Origin of the sequence: Candidatus Kosakonia sp. 282A-S69 (assembly GCF_029433855.1) — a bacterium.
In the GTDB taxonomy this organism is placed as follows: domain Bacteria; phylum Pseudomonadota; class Gammaproteobacteria; order Enterobacterales; family Enterobacteriaceae; genus Kosakonia; species Kosakonia cowanii_A.
On record NZ_JAROAU010000003.1, the window covers coordinates 1,390,616 to 1,412,874 of the forward strand.

Genomic DNA, 22,259 nt, shown 5'->3' on the forward strand with positions numbered 1-22,259 from the left:
AATGTCCGCTAACCCGAGCTGGCGCTACTCAGCTGTGCTGATGGGCTCGCCCATTCTGCTCACGCTCTTTGTCCCGGATGAGGCGCTCGCCTCCCGCGTATTCTCCCTGATTAAGCGCTACGAAGATCTCTTCACCGTTAACCGCACCCATTCAGAAGTGATGGCGATCAATCACGCCGCAGGGCGGCATCCGGTTGCCGTCAGCCGTCCGGTTTTTGAGCTTATCAAATGCGCGAAAGCCGCCAGCATGGTGCCAGGCAGCGCCTTTAATCTGGCGATTGGCCCGTTGGTAAAGCTGTGGCGAATCGGGTTTAAAGGCGACCGGGTGCCAGAGGCGGGCGCGATTGCCGCGCGGCTGCGCATCACGCGCGTTCAGGACGTTGTCCTTGATGATGCCGCGGGCAGCGTCTTTCTTACGCAGGCCGGGATGGAGATCGATCTCGGCGCGATTGCCAAAGGATTTATTGCCGATCGGGTACGCGACTACCTGCATCAGCAGGGGGTGACAGAAGGGTTAATCAATCTCGGTGGCAACGTGCAGACGCTGGGTACCCCGCAGGGGCGGTGGTCTGTCGGCCTGAAAAAGCCGTTTGCGGAAGCAGACGCGCTGATTGGCACGCTGGAGGTCGCCAACCAGTCGGTTGTCACGTCCGGCACCTATGAGCGCTACTTCGAGCAGGATGGTCGACGCTGGCACCATATCCTCGATCCGCGCAGCGGTTACCCGCTGGAAAATGAACTCGATAGCGTGACCATTATCTCCAGCGACTCACTCGACGGCGATATCTGGACCACGCTTCTCTTCGGCCTTGGCGTCGAGAAAGGATGCCAGTTGCTGAAACAGCGCGAGGACATTGAAGCGCTTTTCGTCACCAAAAAGCGCGACGTGATCCTCTCTTCACGACGCCGGTTTAGTTACACCCACGTTGATGACAGCTACCGCTTTATTGACTGTACTGCTTGAGCAGGCTGTACTGCTCCGCAATCAGCTGATAGCGATAAACCGGACGCCCGGTGGCACCATAGTGAATGGTTGTATAGAGAATATTGATCTGCGCCAGCCAGATTAAGTACTTACGGCAGGAGACTCGGGAGATGTTGACCGCGCTCGCCAGCTCATCCGTTGAGAATTCAATCCCGGGATGGGCATCGATCCACTGGCAAATCGTGCGCAGGGTCTGGGCCGTCAGCCCCTTCGGTAACCGACGAGTGTCTGCCACCTCCGGTGCGCCGCCGTGCAGCAGGCGATCAACGTCTGACTGCTCATAGTAGGGGTGCGCATCCATCAGCTTGCGCTTCTCGCGCCAGGTGGTGAGCGCCTCTTCAAAACGCGGGAACTGGAATGGTTTAATCAGATAGTCGACCACCCCGTAATGCAGCGAGGTCTGAATGGTGGCGGCATCGGCGGAAGAGGTGATCATAATCACGTCAATAGCCCGCCCGCTGGCGCGAATAATCGGCAGCAGATCGAGACCGCTGTCCTGCTGCATATAGACATCCAGCAGCACCAGATCGATCTCAAGCAGCGGATTATTCACCATCTCCTCGGCCTGACGCAGCGTTGACGCCGTGCCGCAGCACTGAAAACCGGCTATCTGCGCCACATACATGCGGTTCAGCTCGGCAACCATGGCATCATCGTCAACAATTAATACATTTATCACGCGTTCTTCCTTTCACTATCCCACGGGAGATGGACAAAAAATTGGGTAAACACACCGGGTTCAGATTCTACGCTCAGGGTGCCGCCAAGGTCAGCCAGCTGCTGGCTGGCGAGAAAAAGCCCGACGCCGCGGTTTTCACCCTTGGTGGAGAAGCCTTTGCGAAAGATGGCGTCGATATTGCCCGGCGCAATACCCGGCCCGTCATCGCTCACTTCACCTGCCAGCCAGCCATCCTGATAATGCAGGAATAGCCCGACTTCACCCTCCTGCTGGCCGCTCATTGCATCCAGCGCATTTTCAATCAAGTTACCGAGCACCGTGACCAGCACCGTCACCTGCTTCTCATTTGGGTTATCCGGTACCTGGCTCTCATCGGCCAGCGTCAGGGTAAAACCGCACTCTTTTGCCCGGTTAATTTTGCCGAGCAGAAAACCGGCCACCACCGGCGACTTGATCTGATGCTGGATGGCGCCGATATCGCTCTGGTAGTTCTGGGCCGTTTGCAGCACATACTCCTGCAGCTTGTCATAGCGTTTCATATTTAACAGACCGAGGATGACATGCAACTTGTTCATGAATTCGTGCGAAGTGGTTCGCAAGGCATCAACATAATTGACCATACCATCGAGCCTCTGCATCAACTGGCTCACCTCGGTCTTATCGCGGAAAGTACAAATCGCGCCGATAATACTCTCCTGGCTGCGTACCGGTACGGTGTTACTCAGCAGCAAACGACCATTGCAACCCAGTTCACGGTCAAAAATAGGCGTGCCGGTCTGCAGCACACTCAACAGATCGGCCAGCAGTGGTTGATGCGTGCCGGCACCCTGCGTCGTACTGCTGAGCAACATGCGTCGCCCGGCATGGTTAAGCAGCGTCACGCGGCCTTCGGCGTCGACGGCCATCACTCCCTCTTTAAGGGACTGCAACATCGCCTGCCGCTGCTTAAATTGCGCCGAAATTTCATACGGCTCAAGCCCGAGCAGAATGCGCTTTAACACCCGCACCACCTGCCAGATGCCAAAAAAGCCCACCAGCGCGCTAAAGATGAGTATCCACATCGCCGCCTGGCGGCTGCGGCTTACCTGCTCGTCGACCTCGCTTAACGAAATGCCGACCACCACCACGCCTATCTGCTGGTGACGCTCATCATAAACCGGCGTAAACACGCGCAGCGCCGGAGCAAGCACGCCGCGGTTAACCGCCGCATTCTCACGCCCCTTCAGCGCAGGCTGCAGATCCTCACCAATAAAGTTCTGCCCGATCATGCTGGCATTCGGGTGCGCATAGCGAATGCCCTGCATATTGGTCACCACCGCATAGAGCAGATCGTTTCGCGCGGCCACTGCCTGCGCGAGAGGCTGAATAACATTGCTATTGGGCGGCAGCAGCAGCCCGCGCCTGATTTCCGGCGCATCGGCAAGGGTACGCGCCACCGCGAAGCCCGTTGCTTTCACGCCGTCGCGCGTGGCGTTGCTTATCTGCCAGAACCAGAGGGCGCAGGCCAGGAGCAGCACGGAACCCGTCACGCTGCACACCATCAGCGTCACCATGGTGCCAAACTTCATTGGTCGTTTCCGCGGAGGTGTCGCCGTGGGCGCTCTCTGAGTCATGCCGAATCCGAATCATTAAACTGTGAAATGCTATTATCGCCGATGGGCGGCAATTCATAAAGGCGCGTGATAAAAGAGGAAAAAGAGCCGCGCCGGGAAGCGTGACCCTCCTCGCAAGCGAGAAGCGCAAATACCCTTATAGTGTGTGTGGAACCTTTAACAAGGAGCAGGGTATGAGCAGTAAGCCAAACGGTTCAATGGAGGCGCGTCGTAATCGCCGCACGGGTGAAATCGACCGCCTCGCCACGCTGGATATGCTGACGCTTATCCATCAGGAGAGTGAAGAGGTCACGCAGGCGGTCACCGCCTGCCTGCCAGCGATCGCCCGGCTGGTTGATAACGCCAGCGCGGCGCTTAATCAGGGGGGAAGAGTGGTGCTTGCCGGGGCGGGAGCGTCAGGGCGGGCGGCAGTGCAAGCCGTCGAGGCGTTCGCGCCGGATAGCCAGCACGGGCTGCTGGCGATAATGGCCGGCGGCGCGCGGTCGGGGAAAACGCAGCAGGATCGCGCAGCAGGTGACTACGCCTGCGGCAGCGACGATCTGCAGGCGCTGGGGGTAACCGCGCGCGATATGCTGGTGGCGCTCTCCCTAAGCGGTAACACGCCGTGGATCGGTGGCGTGCTGCATCAGGCATGTCGCGCCGGTGCACGCGTTGTGCTGATCACCCGTGCACAGGTGTGCGAGGCGTCCCAGTATGCGGATCTTGTCATTGCGCCCGATACGGGTGCCGAAGCGGTCAGCGGCTTGAGCGAGCCGAAAGCGCAGCTGGCGCAGCAGCAGATCCTCGCCATGTTTTCCACCGGTCTGGCCATTCGTTGCGGGCGGGTTTACGGAAATCTGCGCGTTGACGTCGCCCCGGTGAACCTGCACTGGGCTGAACGGCAAATCGCCGTGGTTATGGCGGCGAGTCACTGTACGCGTGAAGCGGCGAAACGTGCGCTGGCGCAGGCGAATAATGAGTGTCGCGCCGCCATTTTAATGCTGCTTACGGGCGTAAGTGCCTCGCGGGCGCAGGTTCTGCTGGCTGAAAATCACCGCCATTTGCGCCTCGCCATCGCCGGAGCGAAAAGTGAACGGGCTGATGCCTGATAATGCCCATTCGGCCGCTGCGTGCGGCCGTTATTTATTTTTCCATTTAATTGAAATACGCTAAATTTTATTTTTCGCCTTAAGATAAATTCCCGTCAAAATAAATCCACACAGAGTACGCCACTACTTTTTTTAATTAAAAAAAGCAAAGAGAAAATAAAAACAAAATTATTCTATTTTGTGAATGATATTTTAAATTAACGTAAAAATACGTTAATATGCGTCACCACGAATCACTTGCTGTTATCTAACCGAATAATTATGCCTGCAATGAAAAAAACACTTATTGCCTTCAGCGCTGTCGCGATGCTCGTCAGTTCAGCGACCAGTGCATGGGCGGAAGAGAATCAAAAAACCGACTTCCTGCTGATTGGCGGCGGTATCATGAGCGCCTCCCTGGGCACCTGGCTGCAGACCCTGCAACCGGAGTGGAAACAGGTGATGGTTGAGAAACTTGATGGCGTTGCGCTTGAGTCATCAAACGGCTGGAATAATGCCGGTACCGGCCACTCGGCAAATATGGAACTGAACTACACGCCACAGCGTGCAGACGGCTCTATTGATGTCACCAAAGCGCTGGAAATTAATGAACAATTTATGATTTCCCGCCAGTTCTGGTCCACACAGGTGAAGCGCGGTATTTTAACCAACCCGCACTCCTTTATTAATTCCACGCCGCATATGAGTTTTGTCTGGGGCGATAATGTGGATTATCTGGCGAAACGTTATGCCGCGCTGCAGCAAACCACGTTATTCCAGGGAATGAAATTCTCCACCGATCACCAACAAATTAAGCAGTGGGCACCGCTGGTGATGGAAGGGCGCGATCCGCAGCAAAAAGTGGCTGCTACCTGGACCCCGGTCGGCACCGATGTGAACTATGGCGAAATTACCCGCCAGTTGATCGGTAGCCTGAAAAAGAGCAAAAACTTCTCGCTGCAAACGTCGTCTGAAGTGACCGATTTCAAACGTAATGCCGATAACTCCTGGCATGTGACGATCAAAGATGTGAAAAGCGGCGATGAGCACACCATCGATGCGAAATATGTCTTTATCGGTGCCGGCGGCGGCGCGCTGAAGCTGCTGCAAAAAACCGGTATTCCGGAAGCGGACAACTATGCGGGCTTCCCGGTGGGCGGCTCCTTCCTGATGACCGAAAACCCGGCGATTACTAACATTCACCGTCAGAAAGTGTATGGCCAGGCTTCCGTGGGCGCACCGCCGATGTCGGTTCCGCACATCGATGCGCGCGTCATTGACGGTAAGCGCGTGGTGCTTTTCGGGCCATTCGCGACCTTCTCGACCAAGTTCCTGAAGAACGGCTCCTTCTTTGATCTGCTGAGCACCACTACCACCAGCAACTTTATGCCGATGACCCACGTGGGTCTGGATAACTTTGACCTGGTGAAGTACCTGATGGGTCAGGTGATGCTGAGCGACGACGACCGCTTTGAAGCGCTGAAAGAGTACTACCCGCAGGCGCGTAAAGAGGACTGGAAACTGATCCAGGCCGGTCAGCGCGTACAGATCATCAAGAAAGATGAAGATAAAGGCGGCGTGCTGAAGCTGGGCACCGAAGTGGTGGTCGATCAGCCGAAAACCCTCTCTGCGCTGTTAGGTGCATCGCCGGGTGCCTCTACCGCTGCCCCCATTGCCCTGAACGTCATCAAGAAGATGTTCCCGGAGCAGTTCAACTCGCCGGAGTGGCAGAGCAAGATCAAAGAGGTTGTTCCGAGCTTCGGTCAGCATCTGAACGGCAACGTCGCACTGACGCAGCAGGTGTGGGATGACACCGCCGCCGCGCTGGAGCTGACCAAACCGCCGGTTATCGACATGAAAGATGCGCAGGCCGCAACGCCGGCTGCGCCGAAGAGCGAAAACGCGCCACAGCATGATATGGCGCTGTAAATAAGAGAGGCGCACCGCGGTGCGCCTTTTTTTATGTGCTACAGATGGCGGGCAAACCACGCGGTCTGCACTGCGCTCACGCGCTCAAACGCATCTCCACTGTAAATATCGTAATGGCGCGCACCGGCCTCTTCGTGCAGCGCTTTTTCTGCTGCACCCACCGCCGCAAACAGCGCCCGGCCTTGCTCAGGTGGATTAACGCGATCTTCCGCCGCAATCACCACCAGCGTCGGGCAGGTCACCTGTGCCGCCCACTCAGCGGGGTGGTAATTCAGCGTTTCACGAACCGTCAAAAAGGGGATTTTGATATCCATCTGCGGAAAGCGGATGCGGTTCTCCTCAAAGAACGCCTTCGATTCGGCATCGGAAAGCACACGTGTGATCGCCACCATCATCTCTTTGCCGGTCGCCAGCTGCTTCTGAGCCATCTTCTCCAGCGTGTCGATAAAGGCGCGCTTTTCGCCCTCATTCATATGGCCGGTAACGATCGCCTCGCCGTCGGCAAATGCCAGCTGGCTGACCACGCATTTTATACGCGCGTCCTGCGCGGCGGCGGCGAAGACGTGGCAACCGCCAAAGGAGGTGCCCCACAACCCGATGCGCCCGGCATCGAGGGCGGGCTGCCCGGCGACCCACGCCACAACTGACAGAATATCTTCGATCTGCATAGCAGGTACCAGGCGCCCGCGCTCCCCGGCGCTATCACCGAAGCCGCGATAATCAAAAGTTACCGTAGCAAAACCGGCTCGGGTGAAGGCCTCAGCGAAAGCCGGTAGCAGGATCGACTGGATGCCGCAAAAGCCGTGACACAACACCACGACAGGATGAGGGCCTTCTCCGGCGGGAGTCCGCAGGGTGAGGGCGATACCATTGGCGAGCGAGTAAGTTGAAGTATCCATATAACTTATGATTTCCTTTTTATCATTTGTCTGAATAATCAAACGCTTAACAGTGCAGGGCCATCTTACTCGCCCGCGTTGTGTCCCGCCACACCTCAATGAAGAGATAACCGGGTTGGCCATGTCGGCCTATTTTTACGACGAAGAGGTTATGCTCAGGCGTAAATCATTTCCTGCGCCCTGCGCGAAACGTGTATTGAGAATAATCGCAACAAGAGGAAAAGTGTCTCTGTTTACTTCCCGCGCCTTGCTTTATATATTTCGCGCAGTTTAAATCATCACTTTGACCGGTTAACAGAATCACGCTTTTTCAAAAAGGCGGCGATTATTGCTGCCCTGCGTGAGCGTCAGCCCTATCAGGAGAAAGAAAAGTGACCCTAAAAAATAGAGTAGCGTTTTGCGTTGCCGCCGCGCTTTTATCCTTCAGCAGCATAAATATGTCTTCAGCCAGTGACCGTATGGTCAGGATTGTCAACGGCACACCGGCGCAACCCGGCGAATTTCCTGAGTTTATTACGATCAATACCGACTCGACGCTCGCCGGGCATCGCTGCGGAGGGGTATTGGTTAACGCCCGCTGGGTATTAACCGCCGCCCACTGCGCCACAATATTTGATTTAACCAAAGACAATATTTTAATTGGCGCGGAAAGTTACCAGCCGCTAAAAATAAAAGAGAGCGTGCCGATTGAGAAAGTTGTTGTGCACCCCTCATACGATACCTCGACGATGGAGGGCACGGCTAAATATGATATCGCCTTAATTAAACTGGCTCGTGAAACCACCAGCACCGATTTTGCGCTGCTTGCCGGAAATAACGCGGGTGATGAGCCACCGGCGGCGCTCACGGATATTCCGCTCACCGGTGTTGGTTTTGGCGTTAATGAAGATGGGCTGAAACCGAACGTGCTCTTTAAAGGGCATTTAAGCGTGCTGCCGGATAGCCAGTGTATTGATGTCCCGCAGTTCTATCCGCCAACCTATTTCGAGCCGCAGATGCATATCTGTGCCGGTTATGCCACCGCAGGGGGGGACTCCGGCGGCCCGCTGTTTGCGGACTACAACGGTAGCCGTTACGTTGTCGGTATTGTCTCGCGGGATCTGATCCTGCCTGCACAGCAGTTCACGCGCGTCAGCTACTATGCGGACTGGATCAACGCCACCGTTGCCGGGTAGCGCAGAAACAGCCAGGCCTGCTGCTTAGCGGCCTGGCTGCTCCTTCTCCAGCCGCCGGTAGAGTGTGCTGCGCGAAATACCCAGCTTCTTCGCCGCCAGGCTGATATTGCCCTGCGCATCGGCAATCGCCTGCCTGGCATCGATCTGTGTCGCAGCCAGCTCTTTTACGGCGGGTGCCGGTTCGCCCGGCAGATCCGCAAGTGTAATGCGATCGCCATCTTCCGCCAGCGCCATCAGCACACGCAGCTGGCTCAGCAATTGACGCACATTGCCAGGCCAGGGCCGACGGGCCAGCGTAGCGAGCACCTCATCGCTGAGCGTCAGCCCACGGCGGGCCGCGCCCAGTTCATGCCACAATTTTTCAATAAAGGCTCTCAGGTGCGGCCATGCGCGCAGCGGCGGGATCGGCAGGTGAAACTCCTGAATGCGATAGAGCAGATCCTCGCGGAAGCTGCCGGCCTGCACTCGCGCGGCGAGATCCTGGTGGGTGGCGCAAATCAGCGTGAAGTTGACCTCCACGCTGCTGTTGGCCCCGAGCGGCGTTACGCGCTTCTCCTGTAAAACCCGCAGCAAGCGGGTTTGTAGTGCCAGCGGCATATCGCCAATCTCATCAAGGAACAGCACGCCGCCATCGGCTTCGCGGCACTTACCGATATACCCCTTTGGATTCGCGCCGGTAAAGGCGCCGGGCACATAGCCGAAGAGTTCTGACTCAATCAGAGGCTCCGGCAGCGCCGCACAGTTGATGGCGACAAATTGCCCCTCATGCCACTGGCTGCGCTGGAAAAGCTCACGCGCCAGATGCTCCTTGCCGCAGCCCGTTTCACCGGTAATGCACAGGGCGATACCGGCATTAACGATACGCAGCGCTTTCTCCTTCTCACGCGCCAGGTGATCGGGCTGACAGACCGTGCGCGGCGCGCTGTAGCGGCGGGCGGGTGGGGTCTGGCGTGCGTAGTAGTGCCGCGCCAGGCTCGATTCGAGGGCGCACTCACCGGCTTGTGCCGTGAATCCCGGAAAGAGGGTGGCGATCTCCATCGCGCCAAAGTGATTGGCGGTAAGTGAAAACTCCTCCATCGCCAGCCGGTTTGCGCCGAGCAGGGTATTGTCTTCAAAAATGAGCAGTAGCTCCTGCGCGCTGCCGAGCACCGACCGGTCATGGTGCAGGCTTAATAACCAGCGATCTGCGCCGAGCGCGCTGCTGGCCCAGCTATGTTCAATCTGGCACACCGCGCGGCGGATAAGCGCCGAAGCATCGCGACGCGGGGTCTGTGCCGGGGTAGAGAGATCCAGTACGCCGGCAATCTGACCATCGGGGCGGAACACCGGCGCCGCGGAGCAGAACAGCCCGGCATTGCGGCTCAGAAAGTGTTCGCCGCCGGAGACTTCGCAGTGACGTTGTAACGCAAGCGCGGTACCGATGGCATTGGTGCCGCGTGCGTGTTCGCCCCACAAATGGCCCGGCGAGAGGGCAAAGCGCTGCGCTTTATGCAAAAAGTCGCTATTCCCGTAGGTCTCCAGCACCAGGCCGGTGGCATCGGACAACACCAGAATTGACGGGTGGCTGGAGAGTTGTGGGCGCAGACGCGCCAGCAGCGGGGCGACAAGGTGATTCACCCAGCCATTCTCGGCGCGGGCGTCATTGAGCAGAGAGGAGGCCACCCAGGGCTGCACGTCATCATCCCGGGTTAATCCATACCGCGAACTGCGCTGCCAGGAATCTTCGAGTTGATACGGCAGGCTGACCTCATGTGAGGTGGGTGACAACGATCGGGCGCGAGATGGCATGTTACTCTCCGATAATTGAAATGTTGCAATTGTGTATCACATGAGTGTCGCGTATGTAGCGACGTGCAACACACTTCCCGTAATCGCCATCACGTTTTTTTGTCACCGCACTTTTCTTTGTCCTTAAAGTATTTTTATTAGTGACTGATTTTATTGGGATTTTTTCGTTGTTATCGACTGACTCAGGAGTTGGCATAAGAACTGCTTATATGCTGCTGTCCACCTCGCTGTGAGACGCCTCTTCTGTACCGATAATAACGAGGAACATCTTATGAAATATCTGCACCCTGGCCTTGATGGCGCGAAAGTCTCTTACAAGCCGCGTTATGGCAACTATATTGGCGGCGAATTTGTCGATCCGATCGAGGGCCGCTGGTTTACGAATACCTCGCCGGTGACCGGAGAGGTGATTGCCGAGTTCCCGCGCTCCGGGGCGGAAGATATTGAAAAAGCGCTCGACGCCGCCCATGCCGCTGCGGAGAGCTGGGGCAAAACCAGCGTGCAGGATCGCGCCAATGTGCTGCTGAAAATTGCCGATCGTATTGAAGCCAACCTTGAGCTGCTGGCATTAACGGAAACCTGGGACAACGGCAAACCCATTCGCGAAACGCTGGGTGCCGATATTCCCCTCGCTGTCGATCACTTCCGCTACTTTGCCGGTTGTGTCCGCGCCCAGGAGGGGACGGCGGCAGAGATCGACAGTCATACCGTCGCGTACCATATCTATGAACCGCTTGGCGTGGTCGGGCAGATTATTCCGTGGAACTTTCCGATCCTGATGGCCGCCTGGAAGCTGGCGCCCGCGCTGGCCGCCGGTAACTGCGTGGTGCTGAAACCCGCTGAGCAGACGCCGCTGGGGATCTGCGTGCTGATGGAGGTGATTGGCGATCTGCTGCCGAAAGGGGTGCTGAATGTGGTGCACGGTTTCGGTATGGAAGCGGGCGAGCCGCTGGCACGCAGTAAGCGCATCGAGAAGATTGCTTTTACCGGGTCAACGCCGATTGGCCGCCATATCCTGGCCTGCGCGGCTGAAAACATCATCCCCAGCACCGTCGAACTGGGCGGTAAATCCCCTAATATCTACTTTGAAGATGTGCTGAACGGTGACGCCGAGTATATCGATAAAGCGATCGAGGGCGTAGTACTCGGCTTCTTCAACCAGGGCGAAGTCTGCACCTGTCCGTCGCGCGTGCTGGTGCAGGAGTCCATCTACCCGCAGTTTATTGAAAAAGTGATTGCCCGCATGGAGAACATCCGTAAAGGCGACCCGTTCGACACCGAGACCATGATCGGCGCGCAGGCCTCGCAGGAGCAGTACGACAAAATACTCTCCTATATCAACATTGCCCGTGAAGAGGGGGGCGAAATCATCGCCGGCGGTGCGCACCTGGAGCACGGCGACAAGCTGGAAAAGGGCTACTACATTCAGCCAACGCTCATCAAAGGTCACAACAAAATGCGCTGTTTCCAGGAGGAGATCTTCGGCCCGGTCATCGGTATTACCACCTTTAAAGATGAAGCCGAAGCGCTGCAAATCGCTAACGACACGGAATATGGCCTGGGTGCCGGGCTGTGGACGCTGGATATTAACCGCGCATGGCGTATGGGGCGCGCCATCAAAGCGGGCCGCGTATGGACTAACTGCTATCACCTCTACCCGGCGCACGCAGCGTTCGGCGGTTACAAAAACTCGGGCGTAGGGCGTGAAACCCACAAACTGGCGCTCAGTCACTATCAGCAGATCAAAAACCTGCTGGTGAGCTACAGCGGTTCACCGCTGGGTCTCTATTGATTATCCATCAGCATGAGGGTGTGAGAATGCAGCTGAAAAGCATGAAGGCCGCCGTCGTGAAGGCGTTTGGTCAACCATTAGTCATTGAAGAGGTGATGGTGCCCGCAGTGGCGCCCGGCAAAATCCTGGTCAAAATCGCCGCCACCGGGGTGTGCCATACCGATCTGCACGCTGCGGAAGGGGACTGGCCGGTAAAACCCAACCCGCCATTTATTCCGGGCCATGAAGGTGTCGGCCATGTCGTTGCAGTGGGCGCGGGCGTTACGCACATCAAAGAGGGCGATCGCGTCGGTGTGCCGTGGCTCTACTCCGCCTGCGGGCACTGCGAACACTGCCTCGGCGGCTGGGAGACGTTGTGCCATGGCCAGCAGAACTCCGGATATTCGGTTAACGGCAGCTTCGCCGAATATTGCCTGGCAGATGCTAACTATGTCGGCATTCTGCCGGATAATGTCGGCTTTAACGAAATCGCGCCGATTCTCTGCGCAGGGGTAACGGTCTATAAAGGGCTGAAGATGACCGAGGCCCGCGCCGGGCAGTGGGTGGTGATCTCCGGGATTGGCGGCCTGGGGCACTTAGCCATTCAGTATGCGGTGGCGATGGGGATGAATGTCGCGGCGGTCGATATTGACGATGAGAAACTCGAGTTTGCCCGCCGCCTTGGCGCTTCGGTGGTGGTCAATGCGCTTAACGAAGATCCCGGCAGCCGTTTTCATGAGGAGTTTGGCGGCGCGCACGGCGTACTGGTCACCGCGGTGTCGCCGAAGGCCTTCGCGCAGGCCACTACCATGATGCGCCGCGGCGGCACAATGGTGCTGAACGGTCTGCCGCCGGGAACGTTCGATCTCTCCATCTTCAATATGGTGCTGGATGGCACCACGGTACGCGGGTCGATTGTCGGCACGCGCAAAGATCTGCAGGAGGCGCTCGATTTTGCCGGGCGCAACAAGGTGCATGCCGAGATCGCCGTGGAGCCGCTGGAGAACATCAACGACATTTTTGATCGCATGCGCGCCGGGAAAATCACCGGCCGTATCGTGGTGGATATGGCGTTGTAAAACTAGCCGGATGGCGCCAGAACGCTTATCCGGTCTACGAGGTCGGAGCGGTTTCGTAGGCCGGATAAGGCGAAGCCGCCATCAGGCAATGGGTGCCGCGGAATTTGCCGGATGGCGCGTTACACGCTTATCCGGCCTACTCCGTTTCAGCAAGATGGGGTTCGTAGGCCGGATAAGGCGTAGCCGCCATCCGGCGGTGGTGTGGCGGGGACAATGCCGGATGGCGCGTACCGCTTATCCGGCCTACGAGGTCGGAGCGGTTTCGTAGGCCGGATAAGGCGAAGCCGCCATCCGGCAATCCGCTTACAGCCCGCGTTTTGCCATCAGGGCTGCGAGCTCCACCAGGCGGTTGGAGAATCCCCACTCGTTATCGTACCAGGCGAGGATTTTCACCATATTGCCGCCAATCACCAGCGTCGACAGCCCGTCGATAATCGATGAGCGCGCATCGCCCTGATAATCGCTGGAGACCAGCGGCTCATCGCTATAACCGAGAATTCCTTTGAGCGGCCCGGCGGCTGCGGCTTCGCGGAAGGCATTATTCACCTCATCTGCCGTCACATCGCGCTTCAGCGTCACGGTCAGGTCAACTATCGACACCACCGGCACCGGCACGCGCAGCGAGTAACCGGTCAGGCGCCCCTCGAGTGCCGGGATCACTTTACCCAGCGCTTTTGCCGCGCCGCTGGAGTAGGGAACAATTGAGAGGGCTGCCGCGCGCGCGCCGCGCAGATCTTTCTCCGGCTGGTCGTGCAGTGCCTGGCTGTTGGTGTAGGCATGGGTGGTGTTCATCAGGCCATGCTCAATGCCGAAGTGCTGATGCAGCACCAGGGCTGCGGGAGCCAGGCCGTTGGTGGTGCAGCTGCCGTTGCTCACCACATGATGCTTTTGCGGATCGTACTGCCCGTCGTTCACGCCGAGCACAAGGGTTAAATCTTCGTTTTTACCCGGCGCGGAGATAATCACCCGTTTTGCGCCGCCGCTGCTGATATGCACAGCCGCTTTCTCACGGTCGGTAAAAAAGCCGGTCGCTTCAATCACAATCTCTGCGCCTACTTCGCGCCACGGGATCGACGCCGGGTCGCGCTCGCTAAACACGCGGATCGCTTTGCCATCAACTAACAGTTCGCCTTCGCCCGCCTCGACCGACACCGGCAGGGTGCCGGAAAGCGAGTCGTACTTGAGCAGGTGCGCGAGGGTTTTACTGTCGGTGAGATCGTTAATCGCCACAATCTCAACCTCTGTATTGCCCAGCGCTGCGCGTAAGACGTTGCGGCCGATACGGCCAAAACCATTAATGCCAACCTTAACCATGATGCTCTCCTTCCATTCGGGGTCTGCATTCACTGTAGGCCTGGCCAGTTTTGGCGTAAATGACAAAAAAGGATCACTTTACGCCAAAGTGCGGCGATGGAAGCGTTGGCGATATTCGCCGGGGGTGAGGTGTAACTGGCGCTCAAAGGTGCGGCGCAGGTTAATGCTGCTGCCAAAGCCGGTCAGCAGGGCGATGCGCTCAAGGGTGTCGCGGCTCTGCTCGAGCCTGTCGCGCGCGGCGGCAAGGCGCGCCTCGGCAACATAGCGCGCCGGAGAGATGCCGGTTTCGCGGGTAAAGACGCGGGTAAAGTTGCGCGGGCTCATCGCCACCTGTGCGGCCAGCGCCTCAACGCTTAAATCCGCCGCGAGGTTTTGCAAAATCCAGCTTTGCAGAGTGCTGATTGGCCCGCTGCTCTCAGCGTGTTGCAGATGGTAACGGCTGAACTGCAACTGACCGCCGGGGCGGCGCAGATACATCACCAGATCTTGCGCCACATCGCGGGCGAGGGTAAACCCGTAATCCTCCTCCACCAGCGCAAGGGTGAGATCGAACCCGGAGCTGACACCGCCGGAAGTCCAGATCGAGCCATCCTGAATATAGAGCGGGCCGCTCTCGACCGTGATGGCGGGATAGCAACGCTGCATCGTCTCCAGAAGTCGCCAGTGCGTTGTCGCGCGGCGGCCATTCAGCAGGCCCGCCTGTGCCAGCAGCATCGCGCCGCCGCAGATCGAGACCACACGGCGTGCGTGTGGGGCGGCAAGACGCAGCCAGTCCACTACCGCCGTCCCTTCCTCCTCGTCGTTACCGCGCCCGGTGATCATGATGGTGTCCCAGCGCTGGCGCGGATCGATCTCCGGCAGCCGATGGTCGGCTAACAGGTTCAACCCGGACTGACCATGGATCACCGGGTGAGGTTGGGTCGTGGCAATGCGCAGGGTGTAGCGGGGGTGTGAAGCGCCGTCCGGGTGCAGGCGATTAGCCTGCATCAGAATGTCGGCGATACCGGCGGATTCAAACAGCATGCCGCCATCGGGCACAATAATCAGGAACGTTTTCATGTCCTGAAAAGTACGCTGATAACAAAAGAAGTCAACAGGAAACCAGAAAAACGCCCGGCTCATGAAGGCCGGGCAAGTCAGGCAAGGCACATAGGGGAGGGTCTTTACCCTCTGTTACTCATGTTGTTCAGCCAGCTCCTGCACCTGCTTGCGATTCGCCATCCGTGCGACGAGATACTGCTGAAGCGGATCGAGTTTCGATTCACGGTGCGGCTGCGGCAGAGCCTCTTCATTGCTGGCCACCTGTACCGGTACGAAGGGTTTTTCCAGGCGAGTACGTTCAAACTCATCCTGCACCTGCCAGCCGAGATCGGCGCTGGTGCGCGAATTAACACGGACATTCCTTACACGTTTCAGGTTCTGTTGCATATCTTGTTCCTTATCGGTGATGGCAGCACATCTGCAGGCGAGGGGTCTCGCGAATCGGCGTGCCGACATTACCGCAATATGTTCCAGGGGTGGGTCACAGTGACCACGCCAGTTTAGATTTGTACCGCGACTGCACACCGTGCTCGCAGAATGCATCAGTACGGCTAATCAAAGTTCTGCATCAAGGCATTAGGCCATTCTCATATTATTAACCGCGCTTATAAGGACGACTAAGCGACCGCTAATAACATAAGATTGCCCCTCTGACTTTTACCGTACGGTTTACCTTGGTGTGCGCATACTCTTTTTAGGCTGATAATGCATTTAAATGTGTTGCGGATTAAACCGCTGTCATTAAAAGCAATTATCAGCCACAGCGAAGCGGGGAGTTATTCCACTTCCGCTTTCTGGTTAATTTTGCTGGTGGCGATTTTAGTCAGGAGATTATCGGTATTTTTCTCCTCTTCCAGCGTTTGCGCCAGCAGCTCAGCCGCTTTTTTATAGCCCAACTGTTTTGCCAGCGTGCAGAGCGTACCGTAAGAGGCAATTTCGTAATGCTCCACTTTTTGTGCCGCAGCAATCAGACCCGCATCGCGCAGCGTGCCTTTTTCGCTCGCTTCGATCACTTCGTTCGCTTCTTCAACCAGACCTTCCATTGCATGACACTTCATGCGTTTCAGCTTAACGTTGGCTTCCGCTTCCAGCAGCATGTCGATACGTTCAATCTGACCGTGGGTCTCTTCGAGATGCTGTTTGAATGCCTGAACCAGTTCAGCGTTGGAGGCTTCACGCGCCATTTTGGTCAGTGCGCGGGCCAGCTGTTTCTCGGCGCTGTAAATGTCAGATAAACCGTGAATAAAAAGGTCGTTAAGCGTATTAATCTGCATAATATCCACCCAATAATAGCGTTAAAAATAGCGAGCCATCGCTGGCTCGCCAGTTATTAGTCTTTAATTTCAAAGCGGTGATATCCCATCACAGCAATATAATTAATTGCCGGATTTACGGCCGCCGCTGTGGCTATTCTGGCCGCCTTTTTTACCCGCTTCGGAAGCGCGCTGTGGATCATTTTTAAAATTACCACCGCTCTGTTGACCGCCTTTGCGGCCTGCTTCTGATGCCTTTTCACGATCTTCGGCGAAATTACCTGAGCCACCACGATGTTCAGCCATAATATTTCTCCTGTTTCGTTGTTTCAGTTAAACGACACTTATTTTTAAGCAGTGTCGCCGGCGTTCGTCATTAAATTTAGACCCGCTTCAGGAATAGTCAAACGGCAAGCAAGGGGCGGGAATTAACAGAAATATAATATCGGTTAAGACGATATATTTTAATGAAGCGAAACGGTCATTTGAAAGGCATCTTTAAAATAAACGACTTAGCATGAAATAAACGGTAAATAAAATAATAACCTGCGAAACTATTGCCATTGATTGTCACAAAACATTCTTGCGCTGCGCTTTTTTTGACAAAAATTTACGTTCGAAAGGGGCGTATATATCATTTTTTCTTATGGTTTTGAGAAAAATCTTAGGCTTACGGAGAAATATATCGTGACCGTTTGGCTCAGCGGGGCGGCAGGGTCTACGTTTAAACCTTAATAACCGATACGCCACCCGAACAGGTGCGACGAAACGCGCTCAGATAGGCGTCGATTGCACCGGGAGTGGACGTACAGCCCTTTATTGGTGAGGAAGTAACATGAGCCTGCAAAAATGTACCGTCATTTATGATGGTAAGCCCCTTATTGGCCCGGCGAACATGCCGCTGATCCCCTTCCTTGAACACTGTAATGTGAAACTCCCCCACGTCTGTTACCACCCGGCGCTCGATCCGCTGCAAACATGCGACGTCTGCTGGGTGGAGTCGGAGGGGGAGCTGGTGCGCGGCTGTACCTTGCGCAGCCACGAGGGGTTGGTGGTTAATTCGGCGAACGCCCCGGCCCGCGCAGCGCGAGAAGAGGGGATGGATCGGCTGCTGGCGAAGCATGAGCTCTACTGCACTGTCTGCGAGCACAACACCGGCGACTGCACGCTGCATAACACCGTGGTGGATATGCATATCCCGATTCAGCGCTACCCGTTTGAGCGCAAACCCTATGTGAAAGATCACTCCAACCCCTTTTACACCTACGATCCCGATCAGTGCATTCTCTGTGGTCGCTGCGTCGATGCCTGCCAGAATGTCGAGGTGAACGAAACGCTCAGCATCGACTACACCATGGCCCACCCGCGCGTATTGTGGGATGGCGGCACACAAATTGCCGGCTCCAGCTGTGTCAGCTGTGGGCACTGCGTGACGGTCTGCCCCTGCAATGCGCTGATGGAGAAGAGCATGCAGCCCGACGCCGGGCCGTTCACCTCCATGCGCCCGTCGCTGAAGCGCCCGCTGATCGACATTATCAAAACGCTGGAAAACACCACCGGGGCGGAGATTATCTCCGGCGTTTCGGTGATCGATACCCACCTGCGCCAGCAGGAGATCAAACGTACCAAAACCGTCTGCACCTACTGCGGCGTCGGCTGCTCCTTTGAGATGTGGACCCGCGATCGCCATCTGTTAAAGGTTCAGCCGAGCGTTGAAGCGCCGGTGAACAGCATCTCTACCTGCGTAAAGGGCAAATTCTCCTGGGATTTTATCAATAGCCCCGAGCGCATCACCACGCCACTTATCCGCGAAAACGACCGCTTCCGCCCGGCAAGCTGGGATGAGGCGCTCGATCTGGTGGCGAAACGCCTGCTGGCGATCCGCGACAGCCATGGCCCGGACAGCATTGGTTTTATCGGCTCCAGTAAAGGCAGCAATGAAGAGGCCTACCTGACGCAGAAAATGGCCCGCGCCATCATTGGCACCAACAGCGTCGATAACTCCTCCCGTTACTGCCAGAACCCGGCCACAGAGGGGCTGTTCCGCACCGTCGGCTACGGCGGTGATGCCGGCACCATTGAGGATTTGATCAAGGCCGATCTGGTGATCATGGTTGGCAGCAACACTGCCGAAAACCACCCGGTGATCGCCTCGCGGCTGAAAGCGGCGAAAAAACACCACGGGCAGCAGTGGCTGGTGGTTGACCCGCGCCGGCATGAGATGGCAGAGCGCGCCGATCTGCACCTGCGCATTCAGCCAGGGAGCGATCTCGCATGGGCCAGCGCCATGTCGCGCTACATGTTTGATAACGGCTATGCCGATGAGGCGTTTCTCACCCATCGGGTGAATAACGTGGAGGAGTACCGCCAGTCGCTGGCCCCCTTTACCCTCGATTTCGCCGCTGAGCAGACCGGCTTATCGCCTGAGCTGCTCACCCGCGCTGCGGAGATGATCGGCAAAGCCGGGCGTGTCTGCATCATGTGGGCGATGGGCATCACGCAACACAGGCACGGCGCGGATGCCAGCACCGCGCTCTCCAACCTGTTACTGGTGACCGGCAACTATGGGCGGCCAGGAACTGGCGGCTATCCGATGCGCGGACATAATAATGTGCAGGGGGCGAGCGACTTTGGCTGCCTGAAAAACTTCTACCCCGGCTATGAGCCTGTCAGCGATCCTGCCGTGCGTGCGAAGTGGGCAAAAGCCTGGGGCGTGCCGGCAGAGAGGCTTTCGCTAAAAGCAGGAGAGGACAACTTTATGATGGTGCAGATGGCGCGCCACAAGCAGATCCGCGCCATGTACGTGATCGGTGAAGATACCGCCTTCGCCGACGCCGATGCCCATAACGTGCATCAGGGCTTTACCGATCTGGATTTCCTGGTGGTGCAGGATCTCTTTCTCAGCCGCACGGCGCAGTTTGCCGACGTGGTGCTCCCCGGTTGCCCGAGCGTGGAAAAGGAGGGCAGCTTTGTCAATACCGAGCGGCGCATCCAGCGCTTCTACCCGGTGATGCCGCCGCTGGGCGACAGCCGCCCGGACTGGCAGATCCTCACGCAGCTCGCCGCACGTATGGGTCATGACTGGGGATATCAACATCCGCAGGAGATTATGCATGAGGCGGCGAGCATTGCGCAGAGCTTCGCGGGCGTCAGCTATCAGCGTCTCGAAGGATGGAAATCGCAGATCTGGCCAGTGCACGCGGATGGCACCAGCACGCCGCTGCTCTATACCGAGCGCTTTAACACCCCGGACGGCCGCGCAAACCTCTACCCGCTGAACTGGAGCGCGCCGGAGGAGAGTGCCGATGAGGAGTACGATCTGCATCTCAACAATGGCCGCATGCTGGAGCACTTCCAGTCCACTAATCAGAGCGGGCAGGGCGGGCGCACCACCAGCCTGTCGCCGAACTGGTTTGTTGAGGTCAGCCCGACCCTTGCCACCGCGCGCGGTTTGCAGGAGGGAAGCTGGGTCAGACTCACTTCCCGTCGCGGCGAGATCGAGGTGCCGGTGGTGATCACCGATCGCGTGGCGGGCAATGCGCTCTTTATTCCTATTCATCACGGCAAGGAGGGCGTCAATCTCCTCACCGGCGAACACCACGATCCGCAGGTAAATACCCCGGCCTATAAAGAGCTGGCGGTGCGCATGACGCTGCTGGATCGTCCGCCGCTGCCCGACCCGTTACCGAAACACAATTTCCGCCACGGCAGCCGCACGCCGATTGATAAAGTGCCTGTCGAAGAGAAGTGGCAGCGCGACGACTACCGCCAGCCCCCCGCACGCGAACCCCATCCGGAGAAATTCTAATGGCTAAAGCAATTGATTATCAGCCGGAGCCGGCCAAAATCGGCCCCGATGCCCATGAAGAGCTGGAGCGTTTACTCCAGACATTGCACCAACATGGCGTGCTGCGCCTCGCCAACGATCTGGTCGGCGCCAATAATGAGATAGCCCAGGTGTTGGTGAAGGGGTTACAGCGCGAAGGGACACTTAACGCCCTGCAAAATATTTCGGTATTACTGATGGCGCTCTCCAGCGTCTCGCCGGACAAGATGTATAAGCTGGCCTTTGGCCTGCGCGATATGGCCGACGCCTTCAGCCAGCCGTCGTCGCAGGAGCAGCGCAAAGCGCCCGGCGTGCAGGGGGTATGGAAGATGTTGCAGGATGATGAGCTGTGGGGGGCCGTGCAGCCGCTGTTGCAGGGGCTGAAAGCCTTTTCGCGGCGTATGGAGGAGCCGGTGGATAAACCGATCTCCGCCTTTACCGGCAAGCCCAGCGACGCATAATGAGCCAGGAGTTCGCCCTGCTGCTGGCGCGCAGCCAGTTTGCCTTCACCATTGGCTTTCACATTGTGCTGGCAGCCTTCACCGTCGGCCTCGCGCTCTTTCTGATGTTTCTGGAGGGGATGTGGCTGTGGCGCAGGGAGCCACTCTGGCTCTCGCTCTGGCGCTACTGGAGCAAGATCTTCGCCCTCAACGTGGCGGTCGGCGTGGTCACCGGCGTGGTGGGGGAGTTTGTCTTTGGCACCAACTGGAGCGCACTCTCCAGCCGCGCCGGGGCGATACTCGGGCCGATGATGTATATGGAGATCCTCGTCGCCTTCTTCCTCGAAGCGGGGTTTATGGGGGTGATGCTCTTTGGCATGGGCCGCGTGCGCCCGTGGATACACTTTATGTCCACCACCATTGTCGCTCTCGGCACGCTGTTTAGCGCCTTCTGGATCCTTGCCGCCAATTCATGGATGCAGACGCCGGATGGCTACACGCTGGCAGCCGACGGTCGCTTTCTGCCCGTCGACTGGTGGGCGGCCATTTTCAACCCCTCCTTCCCGTGGCGGCTGGCGCATATGACAGTAGCGGCTTTGCTCGGTACCGCCTGCCTGGTGACGGCCTGTGGCGCATGGCATCTGCTGCGTGACGCGCGTGCTGTACCCGCACGCACAATGTTCTCGCAGGGGTTGTGGATACTGGTGGTGCTGGCACCGTTGCAGGCGGTGCTGGGGGATCTGCACGGTGAGAATACCCGCGATCATCAACCCATCAAACTGGCGGCGATGGAGGGGGCCTGGGATCCGCCACCGGCGGGCAAGGGCGAGCCGCTGCGTCTCTTTGCGCTGCCGGATATGCAGGCGCGGCGTAACCACTATGAAGTCGCCATTCCCGATATTGGCTCGCTCTATTTGCGGCACAATTTGCAGGGGCGCATCCATACCCTTAATCAATATCCGCCAGCAGATCTGCCATGGGTACCCGGCGTGTTTTGGGCCTTTCGCCTGATGGTTGGCCTCGGCTTTTTGATGCTGACCACCGGGATCGCAGGCCTGGTGGTGCGCCTGCGCGGCCGGCTGTGGCAGGCACGCTGGTTGCAGCGCGTGATGGTGCTGATGGCACCCGCTGGGTTTGTCGCGATGCTCGCTGGCTGGTGGGTCACGGAGAGTGGACGCCAGCCGTGGAGCGTGTACGGCGTGCTGCGCACCGCCGAGAGCGTTTCGCCGGTGAGCGCGCCGCTGGTGCTCGGGTCGCTTATCGCCACCGTGCTGGTCTACCTGCTGGTCTTCGCCCTCGGCCTGTGGTTTTTACTCAAACTGATGGCGCACTTGCCCACCGGGGATGAAGCAGGTCCGGCGCCGGAAGTGGCGCAGCGTAGCGGAAAGGGGGGGCAGTAG

Annotated in this window: 18 protein-coding genes; 9 read left to right on the forward strand and 9 right to left on the reverse strand. The window is 57.6% G+C overall.

Annotated elements, in window-relative coordinates; genetic code table 11:
* Position 1 precedes the first annotated feature (1 nt).
* Complete coding sequence (locus PU683_RS12265) at positions 2–964, forward strand: FAD:protein FMN transferase (RefSeq protein ID WP_277171823.1); 963 nt, start codon at positions 2–4, stop codon at positions 962–964.
* On the opposite strand, the gene dcuR is transcribed toward PU683_RS12265, so the two are convergent.
* Positions 945–1,664 (reverse strand): two-component system response regulator DcuR, encoded by a 720-nt coding sequence (gene dcuR, locus PU683_RS12270; protein WP_277171825.1) that lies wholly within the window; start codon positions 1,662–1,664, stop codon positions 945–947. The two genes, PU683_RS12265 and dcuR, sit on opposite strands and share 20 nt — an antisense overlap.
* Positions 1,661–3,277 (reverse strand): sensor histidine kinase, encoded by a 1,617-nt coding sequence (locus PU683_RS12275; protein WP_277171827.1) that lies wholly within the window; start codon positions 3,275–3,277, stop codon positions 1,661–1,663. Before PU683_RS12275 ends, dcuR begins: the two co-directional genes overlap by 4 nt.
* Before the next feature lie 173 nt (positions 3,278–3,450).
* Here PU683_RS12275 and PU683_RS12280 point away from each other — a divergent pair, with 173 nt between their 5' ends.
* A complete protein-coding gene (locus PU683_RS12280; RefSeq protein WP_277171829.1) occupies positions 3,451–4,365 on the forward strand; it encodes an N-acetylmuramic acid 6-phosphate etherase in 915 nt (304 codons plus the stop codon).
* 261 nt (positions 4,366–4,626) lie between these two features.
* Positions 4,627–6,273 (forward strand): malate dehydrogenase (quinone), encoded by a 1,647-nt coding sequence (mqo, locus tag PU683_RS12285; RefSeq protein ID WP_277171831.1) that lies wholly within the window; start codon positions 4,627–4,629, stop codon positions 6,271–6,273.
* 38 nt (positions 6,274–6,311) lie between these two features.
* Here the strand turns inward: mqo and uilS are convergent, their stop codons facing one another.
* Positions 6,312–7,172: a UilS family quorum-quenching N-acyl-homoserine lactonase gene (gene uilS / locus PU683_RS12290; protein WP_277171833.1), complete on the reverse strand. Its 861-nt coding sequence runs from the start codon at positions 7,170–7,172 to the stop codon at positions 6,312–6,314.
* Positions 7,173–7,609: 437 nt separating this feature from the next.
* On the opposite strand from uilS, the gene PU683_RS12295 reads away from it, so the two are divergent.
* The gene (locus PU683_RS12295) at positions 7,610–8,347 is read left to right on the forward strand and encodes a S1 family peptidase (RefSeq protein WP_277171835.1); all 738 of its coding nucleotides are present in this window, start codon (positions 7,610–7,612) and stop codon (positions 8,345–8,347) included.
* Between the two features lie 24 nt (positions 8,348–8,371).
* Here PU683_RS12295 and PU683_RS12300 read toward each other — a convergent pair whose 3' ends face one another.
* The gene (locus tag PU683_RS12300) at positions 8,372–10,135 is read right to left on the reverse strand and encodes a sigma-54-dependent Fis family transcriptional regulator (protein ID WP_277171837.1); all 1,764 of its coding nucleotides are present in this window, start codon (positions 10,133–10,135) and stop codon (positions 8,372–8,374) included.
* Between the two features lie 271 nt (positions 10,136–10,406).
* Here PU683_RS12300 and exaC point away from each other — a divergent pair, with 271 nt between their 5' ends.
* Together exaC and adhP are read left to right on the forward strand one after the other, a co-directional pair.
* Positions 10,407–11,927, forward strand: coding sequence for an acetaldehyde dehydrogenase ExaC (gene exaC, locus PU683_RS12305; RefSeq protein ID WP_277171839.1), 1,521 nt, complete (start codon positions 10,407–10,409; stop codon positions 11,925–11,927).
* A gap of 26 nt (positions 11,928–11,953) precedes the next feature.
* Positions 11,954–12,985 carry an alcohol dehydrogenase AdhP gene (gene adhP / locus PU683_RS12310; protein WP_277171841.1) on the forward strand — a complete coding sequence of 344 codons (1,032 nt, stop codon included), beginning with the start codon at positions 11,954–11,956 and terminating at the stop codon, positions 12,983–12,985.
* 303 nt (positions 12,986–13,288) lie between these two features.
* On the opposite strand, the gene gap is transcribed toward adhP, so the two are convergent.
* From gap to PU683_RS12335, 5 genes are all read right to left on the reverse strand, one after another.
* A complete protein-coding gene (gene gap / locus PU683_RS12315; RefSeq protein ID WP_277171842.1) occupies positions 13,289–14,299 on the reverse strand; it encodes a type I glyceraldehyde-3-phosphate dehydrogenase in 1,011 nt (336 codons plus the stop codon).
* Between the two features lie 78 nt (positions 14,300–14,377).
* Positions 14,378–15,358 carry a GlxA family transcriptional regulator gene (locus PU683_RS12320; RefSeq protein ID WP_277171844.1) on the reverse strand — a complete coding sequence of 327 codons (981 nt, stop codon included), beginning with the start codon at positions 15,356–15,358 and terminating at the stop codon, positions 14,378–14,380.
* 114 nt (positions 15,359–15,472) lie between these two features.
* Positions 15,473–15,727 (reverse strand): hypothetical protein, encoded by a 255-nt coding sequence (locus tag PU683_RS12325; RefSeq protein ID WP_277171846.1) that lies wholly within the window; start codon positions 15,725–15,727, stop codon positions 15,473–15,475.
* Between the two features lie 389 nt (positions 15,728–16,116).
* Complete coding sequence (locus PU683_RS12330) at positions 16,117–16,614, reverse strand: YciE/YciF ferroxidase family protein (protein WP_034812573.1); 498 nt, start codon at positions 16,612–16,614, stop codon at positions 16,117–16,119.
* A 102-nt stretch (positions 16,615–16,716) separates the two neighbouring features.
* Positions 16,717–16,899 (reverse strand): con-10 family general stress protein, encoded by a 183-nt coding sequence (locus PU683_RS12335; RefSeq protein WP_277171849.1) that lies wholly within the window; start codon positions 16,897–16,899, stop codon positions 16,717–16,719.
* A 529-nt stretch (positions 16,900–17,428) separates the two neighbouring features.
* Between PU683_RS12335 and fdhF the strand changes: the two genes are divergently transcribed.
* The 3 genes from fdhF to PU683_RS12350 are packed head-to-tail and all read left to right on the forward strand — an operon-like array spanning position 17,429 to position 22,259.
* Positions 17,429–20,401: a formate dehydrogenase subunit alpha gene (fdhF, locus tag PU683_RS12340; RefSeq protein ID WP_277171851.1), complete on the forward strand. Its 2,973-nt coding sequence runs from the start codon at positions 17,429–17,431 to the stop codon at positions 20,399–20,401.
* A complete protein-coding gene (locus PU683_RS12345; protein WP_277171853.1) occupies positions 20,401–20,880 on the forward strand; it encodes a helical membrane plugin domain-containing protein in 480 nt (159 codons plus the stop codon). The genes fdhF and PU683_RS12345 overlap by 1 nt, the downstream gene beginning before the upstream one ends.
* Positions 20,877–22,259, forward strand: a complete 1,383-nt coding sequence (locus tag PU683_RS12350) for a cytochrome ubiquinol oxidase subunit I (RefSeq protein ID WP_277174281.1) — start codon at positions 20,877–20,879, stop codon at positions 22,257–22,259. The genes PU683_RS12345 and PU683_RS12350 overlap by 4 nt, the downstream gene beginning before the upstream one ends.

What these genes read in the sequence shown, in the direction of transcription:
- PU683_RS12295 (WP_277171835.1), top strand. Translation starts at nt 7,610, where the DNA reads ATGTCTTCAGCCAGTGACCGTATGGTCAGGATTGTCAACGGCACACCG.
- mqo (WP_277171831.1), top strand. Translation starts at nt 4,627, where the DNA reads ATGCCTGCAATGAAAAAAACACTTATTGCCTTCAGCGCTGTCGCGATG.
- PU683_RS12345 (WP_277171853.1), top strand. Translation starts at nt 20,401, where the DNA reads ATGGCTAAAGCAATTGATTATCAGCCGGAGCCGGCCAAAATCGGCCCC.
- PU683_RS12330 (WP_034812573.1), bottom strand. Translation starts at nt 16,614, where the DNA reads ATGCAGATTAATACGCTTAACGACCTTTTTATTCACGGTTTATCTGAC.
- adhP (WP_277171841.1), top strand. Translation starts at nt 11,954, where the DNA reads ATGCAGCTGAAAAGCATGAAGGCCGCCGTCGTGAAGGCGTTTGGTCAA.
- uilS (WP_277171833.1), bottom strand. Translation starts at nt 7,172, where the DNA reads ATGGATACTTCAACTTACTCGCTCGCCAATGGTATCGCCCTCACCCTG.
- PU683_RS12335 (WP_277171849.1), bottom strand. Translation starts at nt 16,899, where the DNA reads ATGGCTGAACATCGTGGTGGCTCAGGTAATTTCGCCGAAGATCGTGAA.
- PU683_RS12325 (WP_277171846.1), bottom strand. Translation starts at nt 15,727, where the DNA reads ATGCAACAGAACCTGAAACGTGTAAGGAATGTCCGTGTTAATTCGCGC.
- PU683_RS12280 (WP_277171829.1), top strand. Translation starts at nt 3,451, where the DNA reads ATGAGCAGTAAGCCAAACGGTTCAATGGAGGCGCGTCGTAATCGCCGC.
- PU683_RS12300 (WP_277171837.1), bottom strand. Translation starts at nt 10,135, where the DNA reads ATGCCATCTCGCGCCCGATCGTTGTCACCCACCTCACATGAGGTCAGC.
- PU683_RS12275 (WP_277171827.1), bottom strand. Translation starts at nt 3,277, where the DNA reads ATGACTCAGAGAGCGCCCACGGCGACACCTCCGCGGAAACGACCAATG.
- fdhF (WP_277171851.1), top strand. Translation starts at nt 17,429, where the DNA reads ATGAGCCTGCAAAAATGTACCGTCATTTATGATGGTAAGCCCCTTATT.
- PU683_RS12320 (WP_277171844.1), bottom strand. Translation starts at nt 15,358, where the DNA reads ATGAAAACGTTCCTGATTATTGTGCCCGATGGCGGCATGCTGTTTGAA.
- gap (WP_277171842.1), bottom strand. Translation starts at nt 14,299, where the DNA reads ATGGTTAAGGTTGGCATTAATGGTTTTGGCCGTATCGGCCGCAACGTC.
- exaC (WP_277171839.1), top strand. Translation starts at nt 10,407, where the DNA reads ATGAAATATCTGCACCCTGGCCTTGATGGCGCGAAAGTCTCTTACAAG.
- PU683_RS12265 (WP_277171823.1), top strand. Translation starts at nt 2, where the DNA reads ATGTCCGCTAACCCGAGCTGGCGCTACTCAGCTGTGCTGATGGGCTCG.